Annotated in this window: 10 protein-coding genes and 1 pseudogene; 8 read left to right on the plus strand and 3 right to left on the minus strand. The window is 67.2% G+C overall.

Annotated elements, in window-relative coordinates; genetic code table 11:
- Window positions 1-301: 301 nt before the first annotated feature.
- From G394_RS0116135 to cooS, 3 genes and pseudogenes are all read right to left on the minus strand, one after another.
- Entirely contained in the window at window positions 302-979 is a 678-nt protein-coding gene (locus G394_RS0116135) for a Crp/Fnr family transcriptional regulator (RefSeq protein ID WP_028578532.1), read from the minus strand.
- A 113-nt stretch (window positions 980-1092) separates the two neighbouring features.
- Window positions 1093-1860 carry an ATP-binding protein gene (locus G394_RS0116140; protein WP_028578533.1) on the minus strand — a complete coding sequence of 256 codons (768 nt, stop codon included), beginning with the start codon at window positions 1858-1860 and terminating at the stop codon, window positions 1093-1095.
- Between the two features lie 65 nt (window positions 1861-1925).
- A pseudogene (gene cooS / locus G394_RS19625) lies at window positions 1926-3810 on the minus strand (anaerobic carbon-monoxide dehydrogenase catalytic subunit).
- A 197-nt stretch (window positions 3811-4007) separates the two neighbouring features.
- On the opposite strand from cooS, the gene ispG reads away from it, so the two are divergent.
- The 8 genes from ispG (at window position 4008) to G394_RS0116185 (ending at window position 12385) form a co-directional block, all read left to right on the plus strand.
- Complete coding sequence (gene ispG, locus G394_RS0116150; RefSeq protein WP_028578534.1) at window positions 4008-5111, plus strand: flavodoxin-dependent (E)-4-hydroxy-3-methylbut-2-enyl-diphosphate synthase; 1104 nt, start codon at window positions 4008-4010, stop codon at window positions 5109-5111.
- A 48-nt stretch (window positions 5112-5159) separates the two neighbouring features.
- Window positions 5160-6239: an ADP-ribosylglycohydrolase family protein gene (locus G394_RS0116155; RefSeq protein WP_028578535.1), complete on the plus strand. Its 1080-nt coding sequence runs from the start codon at window positions 5160-5162 to the stop codon at window positions 6237-6239.
- Window positions 6240-6327: 88 nt separating this feature from the next.
- On the plus strand, window positions 6328-8070 hold the full coding sequence (locus tag G394_RS0116160) for a proline--tRNA ligase (RefSeq protein WP_028578536.1): 1743 nt from the start codon (window positions 6328-6330) through the stop codon (window positions 8068-8070).
- 16 nt (window positions 8071-8086) lie between these two features.
- A complete protein-coding gene (locus tag G394_RS20950) occupies window positions 8087-8491 on the plus strand; it encodes an endonuclease domain-containing protein (RefSeq protein ID WP_084435762.1) in 405 nt (134 codons plus the stop codon).
- Window positions 8492-9025: 534 nt separating this feature from the next.
- Complete coding sequence (xseA, locus tag G394_RS0116170) at window positions 9026-10408, plus strand: exodeoxyribonuclease VII large subunit (protein ID WP_028578538.1); 1383 nt, start codon at window positions 9026-9028, stop codon at window positions 10406-10408.
- Window positions 10405-11271 (plus strand): M23 family metallopeptidase, encoded by an 867-nt coding sequence (locus tag G394_RS19630; protein ID WP_043776304.1) that lies wholly within the window; start codon window positions 10405-10407, stop codon window positions 11269-11271. The genes xseA and G394_RS19630 overlap by 4 nt, the downstream gene beginning before the upstream one ends.
- 14 nt (window positions 11272-11285) lie before the next feature.
- Window positions 11286-11501: an exodeoxyribonuclease VII small subunit gene (gene xseB / locus G394_RS19635; protein WP_043776306.1), complete on the plus strand. Its 216-nt coding sequence runs from the start codon at window positions 11286-11288 to the stop codon at window positions 11499-11501.
- Complete coding sequence (locus G394_RS0116185) at window positions 11498-12385, plus strand: polyprenyl synthetase family protein (RefSeq protein WP_028578539.1); 888 nt, start codon at window positions 11498-11500, stop codon at window positions 12383-12385. Before xseB ends, G394_RS0116185 begins: the two co-directional genes overlap by 4 nt.
- Window positions 12386-12388 lie beyond the last annotated feature (3 nt).

Raw genomic sequence — 12388 nt, forward strand, 5'->3', positions numbered from 1 at the left:
CTGGCGACGTTTTCGCCAACGATGCCGGGCTCAGTCGGACAGTCGACGCTCCCCGCCCGGGACGGGCAGGAACGCTCGGGGCTGTGCGGTGGACGGGGGATCAAGAAAATTTCAAGGAAATTTCACGGCAGGAGCACGCTGACTCTCCCCCTGCCAAGGGGGAGTACCCGAAGGGGGAGGGGGTATTCTTCCCGGAACCGGACTGGGCTGCGTCGGATGAGCACGAGTCAACCACCCCGCCCTCCGGGCACCCCTCCTTGGCAGGAGGGGAGTTGAAGTCCGATTCAGATCGCGACCCGGTTCAGTTTTCCTGCGCCGCGCACGCCTCCAGGGCGGCGATGTCGGGGATGCAGATCACGCCGCGTCCTTTCAGTTCGATGACGCCGTCCTTGGCCAGGGCGTTGAGCAGGGAGGACACGGTCTGGCGCGAGGAGCCGATGATGCTGGCCATCTGTTCGGTGTTGAGGCCCAGGGAGACCATGCCGCCGTCCTCGCACTTGCCGCAGTGCCGGCACTCCCGGCAGCGGGGCAGGCGCCTGGCCTCGTAGGCCAGGAACTCCACGAGGCGGTTGCGCACATCCTTGAAGGCCAGGGTGTCGATGACGGAGATGGCGTGGGAGAGAAGGTCGCCCAGGACGTGAATCATGGCCGAGTTGAAGCTCGGCATGGAGCCGAGGTGGCGCCGGACCTCGGCCACGTCGGCCACGAGGATTTCGAGGTCGTCCAGGGCCTGCACCCAGGCCCTGGTGTGCGTCGCGTAGACGTCCCCCGCGTCCAGCACGGCCATGGTGAATTCCTTGTCACGGTAGGCCAGCAAGACGCGGGCCCTGCCCCGGGTGACGATGAAGATCCGGTTGTCCTGCCTGGGGTGGAAGACCATTGCGCCGCGGACGAAGGCGCGGGCGTGGAACGCTTGGCGGACGGGCGCCATCTCGGGGCGTTCGAGATCCTGCAGCAGGGTGGTGTCGGTCAGGCGCATGAGCGGCTCCGGGTTCGCATCCGAAGGGAGGCGGCTGCCCGGGCCGGACAGCCGTTGCGGTCTTCATGCGTCCTTCGCGGCGTCATGTCCAGGCCGGGACCGCTCTTGCCCGGTCAGGACAATGCAAGCATGAGCCTGGCGCAGACTGCGTCGATGCCCGGTCCGTCCTCCAGGCCGAGAACGCTCGCCTGATCCAACTGGCGGGCGGTCAGGCTGGCCAGGGCCGGGACGTGGACCACTGCGCTGGGGAGGCCCTGCAGGTCAGGAAGCCGCGGCTCCCCGATACCGCGGTTCACGGCCAGCACCTGGCGCGAAAGACCCAGTTCGGCGGCCAGGGCGCCCACGCGCGCCGCCGTCTCCAGGGACCTCCTGCTGGGCTCGCTGACCACCACCAGCCCGTCAACGCCCTCCACGGTTCCCCGTCCCAGATGCTCCACCCCGGCCTCCAGGTCCACGAGCACGACGCTTCGCTCCCGCAGCATCAGGTGCGCCAGCACGGACTTGAGCAGGGCGTTGGCCGCGCAGGCGCAGCCGTCGCCGGCCCCGGTGATGGAGCCCATGGTCAGCAGGCGCTTGGTCCCCGTACGGCCGTTTCCGGCCTTCGCCACAGGCAGGTTGACGCTCAGTTCATCGGGCAGATCGGAGACGTCGGGGTTGAGGCTCAGGAAGCCCGAGCCGATGCGCTCCCGGATCAGATCCTCGCGGGCGCTCAACGGATCGGGCAGGTCGCCCGCGTCCAGCCCGCTGGCCTGGCCCAGGCTCAGGGCCGTGTCCGCGTCCACCAGGATGACGTCATGCCCGTTCCGGGCGAGATAGTCGCCCAGCCAGGCGCACAGCGTCGTCTTGCCCACGCCGCCCTTGCCGGCGAATGCGATCTTCATGCGTGCCTCCTTGTCGGCGGGGGAGCCTGCGCTCCCCCTTTTTGCATCCCGACGGTTCGGTCCGGCTAGGCGGACCAGCCCAGGGCCAGCCGCTTGGCCTTGATGCGTTCGTTGATCATCTCCGCCGCCTTCAGAGGGCCGGACTCCACGGCGAAACAGGCACCGAACACGTCGTCCAGGCCCTTGAGGGCCAGGGTCGTGATCATGTCGCTGCCCAGGATGTGCGGCGGCAGGCCGAGGTGGGTGTAGATGCCGCTGGCCACGGCGTAGAGGCCGATGGCCGCCGCCTTCTCGGAGTACCACTCGGGGGCGCTGGCCGCCACGGGCAGGTCGCTGATGTCCAGTCCCGCGTGATTGGCCAGGACCGCGCAGAGGTGCAGGATGCGCGAATTGTCCACGCAACTGCCCACGTGCAGCACCGGCGGGATGCCCAGAGCCCGGCAGATCCCGGCCAGCCCTTCGCCGGCCTGGTCGGCCGCTTCGGGTTCCAGCAGTCCGGCCTTGCCCATGGCCACGGTGGCGCAGCCCGTGACGACCACGAGGATGTCGCGCCGGATCAGTTCCCGGGCCAGGTTCACGTGCACATGGTCGTGCTTGAGCTTGGGGTTGTTGCAGCCCACGATGCCGACCACGCCGCGCACCTTGCCGGCCTGCAGGGCCTGGATCAGGGGTTCGGGAGTGCCGCCCAGGGCCTCCAGGATGGCCTCGTTGGAGAAGCCCGAGGTGATGGAAACCGGTTTGGACGGGATCTCGACCTTGGCCGGGTCGCGCAGGGCGAAGGCTTCCACGGCCATGAGCACTGCCTCGCGGGCCTTTTCGCGGGCGTTTTTGTAGCTGAACTCCATGTGGACGCCGCCGGGGAATTTGGCCTTGTCCGACGTGGACACGAACTTCGTGTGATAGCAGCCCGCCACGTTCACCAGGCTCGGCATGATGCACTGGTAGTCGACGATGACCATCTCCACCGCGCCGGTGACGATGGCGAGTTCCGTCATGAGGTGGTTGCCGGCCATGGGCACGCCCTGGCGCATGAGCACCTCGTTGCCCGTGCAGCACAGGCCCGCGATGTTGATGCCCGTGGCGCCGGCCTCTTTGGCCCTGGCCAGGATTTCGGGTTCCCGCGCCGCGGCCAGGATCATCTCCGAGACGATGGGGCTGTGCCCGTGGACCAGGATGTTGACCTGGTCCTCCTTCAGCACGCCCAGGTTGACCTCGGCTTTGACGGGCTTGGGGGTGCCGAAGATGATGTCCGAGACCTCCGTGGCGATCATGGACCCGCCCCAGCCGTCGGCCAGGGCCGCGCGACCCGCGTGCAGGCAGATGGACACGGGGTCGCAGTCGACGCCCATGTGCGTGCGGTGGAGCATCTCCACACATTCGCGGTCGATGCCGCGCGGCGAGCAGCCGAAGCGCTCCCAGACCACCCTGCGCTTCTGCGGGGCGCGGCCGCTGAAGGCCACGCCGTGGGACCGGCAGCCGTAGTCCTCGAAGAACAGGTCGGCCAGTGCCTTGGCCCGCTCGCGGACGGAGAGGCCTTCGACCGCGATGCCCAATTCCGTGCAGATGCGTTCGAGCTTGGCCTCGTCACGGATGCCGTAGTCCGTGGTCTTGCCTTCACCGATGGCGGCCAAGGTCTCCAGCAGGTCCCTGCCGTGGTCCGAGTGTGCGGCCGCGCCGGCGGCCACGAAGCGTCCGAAGTTGCGCGCGACGGTCAGGTCGCCGTCGGCGCCGCACACTCCGTGCGTCTTTTTCGGCCCCCTTGGGGTTGATGCGGCAGGGGCCCATGACGCATTTGCTGCAGGTCAGACCCTGGTCGCAGAAGGTGCAGTGGGGCGTCTGTTCTTTGAGCCGATCCCAGATGAGATTCACTCCCTCGCGCCGCGCCTTGGCGATCATCTTCTGCGCGTCTTCCCACGGGCTCAGATCGAAGATTTCCCTTTCCTTGGCCATGCGAACCCTCCTTCAGTTTAACGGCCTGCGCCGGGTCCTCGGATGAATGGATGCAGCCTTGCCGCCCTGTTGCGGCTCATGGGACTGCCGTAGGCCATAGAACGCCTTTTTGTCTGTCGCCTAGCTGACAGGAGGGGCGAATTTTCGGATTTCCCCCACCTTGGCTTTGACCGCCAAATTCATTACGCTCCCCCGCCATGACACAGACAGACGCATCCATCCTCGCCCCCCGGCGCGCGACCCGCACCATCTCCGTCGGGGGGGTGGGCATCGGCGGGGGCAACCCCGTGCGCGTGCAGTCCATGACCAACACGGACACCCGCGACGTCGAAGCCACCCTGGCCCAGATCGACGCCCTGGCTCGGGCGGGCTGCGAGATCGTGCGCCTGGCCGTGCTCGATCTCGAAGCGGCCGTGGCCTTGAAGAAAATTTGCGCGGCTACGGGCGTGCCCCTCATCGCCGACATCCATTTCGACTCCCGCCTGGCCGTACAGGCCGTGGAGGCGGGCGTGAAGGGCCTGCGCATCAACCCCGGCAACATCGGCGGCCCCGACAAGGTCGACCGCGTGGTGCACGCCGCCCGCGCGGCCGGCGTGCCCATCCGCATCGGCGTGAACAGCGGTTCCGTGGACAAGGATCTGCTGAAGAAGCACGGCGGCCCGACCCCGGCGGCCATGGTCGAGAGCGCCATGGAGCATGTGCGCCTGCTGGAGGAACGCGGCTTCCACGACATCAAGATTTCGCTCAAGTCGTCGAGCGTGCTGGGCACAGTGGCCGCCTACCGGCTCATGTCGAAGACCGTCGACTATCCCCTGCACATCGGCGTGACCGAGGCCGGCACGGCCATGCGCGGGGCCGTCAAGTCGTCGGTGGGCCTGGGCATCCTGCTGGCCGAGGGTATCGGCGACACGCTCCGGGTTTCGCTGACTGCCGATCCCGTCGAGGAGATGCTCGTGGCCTGGGAGATCCTGCGCGCTCTGGGCCTGCGGGCCAGGGGGCCGGAGATCGTGTCCTGCCCGACCTGCGGGCGGACCGAGATCGGGCTCATGGAATTGGCTGCGGCCGTGGAGGACAGGCTGCGTGGGGTGGAGGAGGTCTTCACCGTCGCGGTCATGGGCTGCGTGGTCAACGGCCCCGGCGAGGCCCGCGAGGCCGACATCGGCGTGGCCGGGGGGCGCGAGTCCGGCCTCATCTTCCGCAAGGGCGAGGTGGTGCGCAAAGTGAAGGGCCGGGCCGAACTGCTGCCGGCCTTCATGGAAGAGCTGGAGAAATTTCTGGACGAGCGGCGGGGCGGGGCGTGAGGCGGCCTCTTCCGGCGTCCGTGGCCGAGTGAGCAGAAAGGGGGGAACATGCCGGGAAAGGATATCAGGGACCGCGCCGCAGGCGCCGTCATGGGAGCCTTCATCGGGGACGGTCTGGGGCTCGGACCCCATTGGTATTACGACCTGGACGAGTTGCGTCGCGACTACGGCGACTGGATCACCGATTACACGGACCCCATGCCCGGCCGCTACCACGACGGCATGCGGGCCGGGCAGCTATCCCAGTCGGGCTTCATCCTGGAGCTGACCGCGCGCTCCCTGGTCGAGTGCGGCGGCTACGACGAGCCGGATTTCTGCCGCCGCATGGACGAGGAGCTGTTTTCCCTCCTCGACGGCTCGCCCGTCAGCGGGCCGGGCTTCTACACCAGTCAGTCCATCCGCGATGCCTGGCGGCGGCGCGTCCGGCAGCGCCTGCCTTGGGGACGCACGGCCGGCCCCGCCGACACCACCGAGGCCATCGAGCGCACACTGGCCATCGCCGTGCGCTACGCCCTGGACCCGACCCGGCTGGCCGAGGCCGTGTCCGGCAACGCCGCCCTGACTCAGAACGACGAGACGGTCCTGTCCTTGACCGTGGCCTACGGCGCGGTGCTGGGACAACTGGTGCAGGGGCACCCTCTGGACGCGAAAATTTCCGGCCGGCTCATGAAGCTGGTCAAGAGCGGCGAGCTGCCGTTCCACGCGGTGACGCGCGACAACCTCCAGCCCCCGCGTCCCGGCGATCCCGATCCGCCGCGGGCCGGCCGCTTCGCCTCGCCTGACGCCCTGCTGTCCCCGGCCTTCTTCGCTGCGGCTGCCGCGGACCCGACCGTGCGCATCGAACCGGCCTGGAAGGTCTCCCTGGTCTACGGCATGCCGTGTGCCATCTATCACCAGCTCCCGGCGGCCTACTACCTGGCGGCGCGCTTCCGGGACGACTTCGAGTCCGCCGTGCTCCACGCCGTCAACGGCGGCGGCCAGAACCAGGCCCGCGCCATCCTGACCGGCGCCCTGGTCGGGGCCCAGACCGGCCTCTCGGGCATCCCGTGGCGCTTCGTGGACGGCTTGGCGCGGGGCAGTGAGCTGCTGGAACTGGCCGAACGGCTGGCGGAGCAGACGGCCGTCTGATTCAACTGTCGGATTTATTGTCGGGAAAATATCGTACGCACCAAGAATTCAACCATTTCTTTACATATTCATATCGAGGAGACATTTCATGCTGTTCAGCAAGTTCTACGCGCCCACCCTGAAGGAGACCCCGGCCGAGGCCGAGGTCATCAGCCACAAGCTGCTGCTGCGCGCGGGCATGATCCGCAAGCTGACCAGCGGCATCTACACCTACATGCCGCTGGGTCTTCGGGCCATCAACAAGGTCGCAAACATCGTGCGCGAGGAGATGAACCGGGCCGGGGCCCAGGAAATCTCCATGCCCATGGTCCAGCCGGCCGATCTGTGGCAGGAGAGCGGGCGCTGGGAATTCTACGGCAAGGAGCTCCTGCGCCTCAAAGACCGCAACGGCCGCGACTACTGCCTCGGGCCCACCCACGAGGAGGTCATCACCGACCTCATCCGCGGCGAGGTGCGCTCCTACCGGCAGCTGCCCCTGAACCTCTACCAGATCCAGACCAAGTTTCGCGACGAGATCCGCCCGCGTTTCGGCCTCATGCGCGGCCGCGAGTTCATCATGAAGGACGCCTACTCCTTCGACAAGGACGACGAGGGCGTGAACGCGAGCTACCAGGCCATGTATGACGCCTACGAGCGCATCTTCACCCGCCTGGGCCTGCAGTTCCGCGCCGTGAGCGCCGACTCGGGCGCCATCGGCGGCAGCTTTTCGCACGAGTTCATGGTCCTGGCCGACACGGGCGAGGACACCCTGGCCGTGTGCACGTCCTGTTCCTACGCCGCCAACCTGGAGAAGGCGGAGCTCAAGCCCGGCGCGCCCTGCACCGAGACGTGCGCCCCATTTGAGCAGGTGGCCACCCCCGGCAAGCACACCGTCGAGGATGTGGCCGGCTTCCTGGCCGTGCCCACGGCGCAGATCATGAAGACGCTCCTCTTTGACGTGGACGGACGTTCCGTGGCCGTGCTCCTGCGCGGCGACCGCGAAGTGAACGACGTCAAGCTCAAGAACATGCTCGGCGCCACCAACGTCGACCTGGCCAGCCCCGAACAGGTCCAGGCCTGGACCGGCGCGCCCGTGGGCTTCGCCGGGCCGGTGGGTCTCAAGGTCGACGCCATCTACGCGGACTTCGAGATCGCCTCGGCCACGGATTTCGTCTGCGGGGCCAACGCCGCCGACGCGCACCTCCTGCACGTGGACCCGCGCCGCGACATCACCCTGTCGACCGACGTCACGCCCACGGGCTACGCCGACCTGCGCTCCATCACCCTGGACGACCCCTGCCCGGCCTGCGGCGGCCCCCTGACCATGCCCAAGGGCATCGAGGTCGGCCACGTCTTCAAGCTCGGCACCAAGTACTCCAAGTCCATGAACGCCACCTTCCTCGACGAGAACGGCAAGGAGCAGGTCATCATCATGGGCTGCTACGGCATCGGCGTCAGCCGCGTGGTGGCCGCGAGCATCGAGCAGAACAACGACGCGAACGGCATGATCTTCCCGCCGTCCATCGCCCCCTTCGAGGTCACGGTCCTGGCCATGTCCACCAGGGACGAGAAGGTCATGGCCCAGTGCCGCGCGATCCACGACTGGCTGGAAAGCCAGGGCATCGACACCTTGTTCGACGACCGCGACGAGCGCCCCGGCGTCAAGTTCAACGAGGCCGACCTCATGGGCTCCCCCATGCAGATCGTCATCGGCGGCAAAGGGTTGGAGAAGGGCGTGCTGGAAGCGAAGAACAGAAAGACCGGCGAGAAGCGGGAACTGCCGGTGGCGGATTGGCAGAACGCCGTTCTGGAATGGAGGAAGGAAGTGATGAAGGAGTGGGGACTGGCGTAATGATGATGAGGTTGCCGTGTCAGAAAAGAAGGTGCAGCATCAACTCCGGGAAAACAATCTGCCTTCGCTTCGAACCTTTCGGCGTGAATTGCGCAAGCATCTGACCCCGGCCGAAGCAAAATTGTGGGCGCACATCAAAAGCTCGCAACTCGAAGGCAGAAAATTCAGACGACAGCACAGTGTGGGCAGGTACATTCTTGATTTTTACTGCCCGCAAGAGCGATTGGCCGTTGAACTGGATGGTGAAGTGCACAGCTTTGTCAGTGCGCAGGAACGTGATTTGGAGCGGGACTGTTTTCTGAATACACAGGGAATCAAGGTGTTGCGCTTTGAAAACAAGGTAGTGTTTCAAGATGTTGAGGCTGTGCTGATTGAGATTCATCGGCATTTTGGGTGGTTTCTGGACATGGAGACGGAGTAAGAGGCAACCACCCCGCCCTTTGGGCACCCCTCCTTGGCAGGAGGGGAGTTGGAATGTTCTGCGGGCGGGTTTTGATGTTTTGCGCCAGACTGATGTCTCGAATGCGAGGGTTCGATCTGGAGAATGACGTTGCCCGCACGCGTGAACTGACTCTCCCCCTGCCAAGGGGGAGTCCCCGCAGGGGGAGGGGGTATTCCCCTTTGCTAAGACTGATTCGGAGCGTGTGCGAAGCAACCACCCCGCCCTTCGGGCACCCCTCCTTGGCAGGAGGGGAGTTTGGGTTGTTTCCGGCTGGATGTTGTTGCTTTATGCGTCAGATGTTTGTGCGGGATGCATGGGCCTGGCCTGACGGAACACGCCCCACGGCAAGCGCAATCTGATTCTCCCCCTGCCAAGGGGGAGTACCCGAAGGGGGAGGGGGTATTCCTCTTGAACCGGATTTTTTCAGGCTTTTTCAATTTGTGACGCACTGCGTCACAAATTGCTTTAATCATCCGGATTGACCGTTCACCCTAAAAAATATTTAGCGTTCCTATGCACATATTCTCCGTCCGCACCCTGACCCAGGCCATCAAGGACGTCCTTGAGGGCGAATTTCCCTTTGTCTGGGTGCGGGGGCAGGTTTCGAATCTTTCCAAGCCGCCTTCGGGGCACGTCTACTTCTCGCTCAAGGACGAGGAGGCGACGCTCAATGTCGTGTGGTTCAAGGGGGCCCAGCCCAAGGCCGGGAAGGATGACGGGGAGCGGGTCAATCCGCTGACCGGCGAGGTGGAGAGCGGGGCGCCGCTCACGCTGGCCGACGGGCTCGAGGTGCTCGTGGCCGGGCGCATGAACGTGTACCCGCCGCGCGGGGCCTACCAGCTCGTGGCCGAGCTGGTGCAGGGGCAGTGCATGGGCGAGCTGGCGGTGGCCTTCGAGGCCATGAAGGCCAAGCTGGCGGCCAAGGGGTATTTCGACCCGGAGCGCAAGATGACGCCGCCGCGCAACCCGCGCCGGGTGGCCGTCATCACCGCGCCCCAGGGGGCGGCCCTGCAGGACTTCCTGCGCGTGGCCGGGGACCGGGGGTACGGGGCCGTCGTGCGGCTGTATCCGAGCCTGGTGCAGGGCGACAGCGCGCCGGCCCAGATAGCCGCGGCCCTGGCCCGGGCGGACCGGGACGGCTGGGCCGAGGTCGTCGTGCTCATCCGCGGCGGCGGGTCTCTCGAAGACCTGTGGGCCTTCAACACCGAGCCCGTGGCCGAGGCCCTCTTCCGCTGTCGTCTGCCCGTGGTCTGCGGCGTGGGGCACGAGGTGGACACCACCATCGCCGACCTCGTGGCCGACCTGCGCGCGGCCACGCCGTCCCACGCGGCCCAGGTGCTGTGGGCCGAGCGGGCGGTGCTCAGGCAGCAGGCCGACGAGATTTTTCTGGCCTTGGCCCGGGGCATGGGGCGCTTTCTGGACGAGCGCGAGGGCGCGTTGAACCGGCTGGCGCAGGGGCTCGTGTGGAACTCGCCGGCCCGGCGCATCGAGCGCGGGGGGTTCGAGCTGGAGCGCCTGGCGGACCGGCTGCGCCAGGCGGCCCTGCGCATGGCCGGGGAACGGCGCGAGGCCTTGTCCCGCCTGGACGAGCGCCTGCGTCGCGCCTTCGGTCCGGCCCGCATCATGTCCCTGCAATCCGAGCTGGACCGGACCCGCTCGGCTCTGGCACAGTCCGCTTCGGCCCTGGTCGGCCGTCGCCGGGACGCCCTGCGCGACCTGGAGGGCCGCCTGGCCGCCCTGGACCCGGCCGCGCCCCTGGCCCGAGGCTACGCCCTGGTGCGGGGCCGGGACGGGTTTGTCCGTTCGCGCCTGGACGTGCGGCCCGGCGACACGATCCGCGTACAGGTCTCGGACGGCGAGTTCGGGGCCGAGGTGCTGCCCGAGGAGCTTTCATGATGTTTCGTTTTCTTATCGTGTTTTTTCTCCTGGCCGCTGCCGTGCCGCTCGCGTCCGCCCGGGCCGCCCAGCTGCGGGTGGAGTGTCCCGAGGTCATCGGCATCGGCCTGCCCTTCGTGGTCCGGGTCGAGTCCGACACGCCTCTGGACAGGCTTCTCGTGGAGTGGGACGGGCGCAAGCTCCAGGTGCCAGCCGCCGGCGAGCGGGGCGTGGAGTTCCTGCTCGGCTCCGACGTCCTCAAATCCAAGCCCGGTCCGCGGGACCTGCGCGTGACCAAGCTGGGCCTGAGCCCCGTGTCCGTGTCGACGCACGTCCTGGTCGAGAAGCGCGAGTTCCCCGAGCAGCGCCTGACCGTTCCGCCGGACATGGCCACGCCCCCGGCAGCCGTGCAGGAGCGGATCAATCGCGAGCAGGCCGAGGTGCGTGAGACCCTGGCCAGGATTTCGGCTGTGAACCATCTTTCCCTGCCGCTCATGCGCCCGGTGCCGGGGGCAGTGAGCAGCGCCTACGGGCTGCGCCGTTTCTTCAACGACCTGGAACGCAACCCCCACCGCGGGCTGGACCTCAAGGCCGCCCTGGGCGAGCCGGTGCGAGCCGCGGCCGCAGGGCAGGTTGTGCTCGCGGCGGATCATTACTATGGGGGACGCTCGGTTTTCATCGACCATGGTCTGGGCGTCTATTCCGTGTACATGCACCTCGACGCGTTCCGGACGGAGCAGGGGGCCATGGTCGAGGCCGGGCAGGTCATCGGCCTGGCCGGGCAGACCGGCCGGGTCACGGGGCCGCATCTGCACCTGGGCTTCTATGTGCTGGACATGGCCGTGGACCCGTCGGCCCTCTTTTTTCCCAAGACCGGGCAATAAACGCAGGACAGGATATGGCGAAGACACTGAGTTTCGAAAAGCGGCTGGAACGGGTCAGGGAGATCACGGCTTTGCTTGAGGGCGGGGATTTGCCCCTGGAACAGGGGGTCAAGCTCTTTCAGGAGGGCGTGCGCCTGTCCCGGGAGTGTTCGGCCGAGCTGGAGCAGGCCCGCGTCATCGTCGAGAACGCCGGGCAGGAGCCCGGCCCGGAAGCGGGAGGGGACGCATGACGCCGCAGGACATGAAGGCCGAGCTGAAGGCCCTCGGCGCGCTGGTGGAAGGGCGCCTGGCCACGGTTTTCGCTGACGGGGGCACGCCGGCGCATCTGGTCGCCTCCATGGACTATTCCCTCATGGCCGGCGGCAAGCGCCTGCGGCCCGTGCTCTGCCTGGCCTGGGCGGAGCTTGTCGGGGGGCGTCTCGACGAGGTGCTCGATTTCGCCTGCGCCATCGAGTGCATCCACACCTACTCCCTCATCCACGACGACCTTCCTGCCATGGACGACGACGACCTGCGCCGGGGCAAACCCTCCAACCACAGGCAGTTCGACGAGGCCACGGCCATCCTGGCCGGCGACGGTCTGTTGACCGAGGCCTTCACTTTGGCCTCGGCCCTGATACTGCCGGCCGAGCGGGTTCTTAAGGCCATATTTCATCTCTCGACCGCGGCCGGCCCGCGTGGCATGGTCGGCGGCCAGGTCCTGGACATGGACCTCACGGGCAAGGGTGCAGACCTCTCGCTGCTTCGGACCATGCACGCCATGAAGACCGGGGCCCTCATCGAGTCGTCCTGCGTGACCGGCTGCATTCTCGGCGGCGGGGACGAGGCCGCCCTGGCCCGGGCCTCGGAATACGGCCAGGCCGTGGGCCTGGCCTTCCAGGTCACGGACGACATCCTCGACGTGGTCGGGGACACGGCCGACTTGGGCAAGCCCGCCGGCAGCGACGAAGCCCGAGGCAAGTCCACCTATCCGGCGCTCATGGGCATCGACAGAAGCCGCGCCCTGGCCTGCGAGAGCGTGGATCGGGCAGTGGGCGCCCTGGACGGCTTTTCGCACCCGCGCGCCGATTTCCTGCGCGCCGTGGCCGGGTACATTCTGGATCGAACGCATTAGGAG

Source organism: Desulfomicrobium escambiense DSM 10707 (assembly GCF_000428825.1).
Taxonomy (GTDB): domain Bacteria; phylum Desulfobacterota; class Desulfovibrionia; order Desulfovibrionales; family Desulfomicrobiaceae; genus Desulfomicrobium; species Desulfomicrobium escambiense.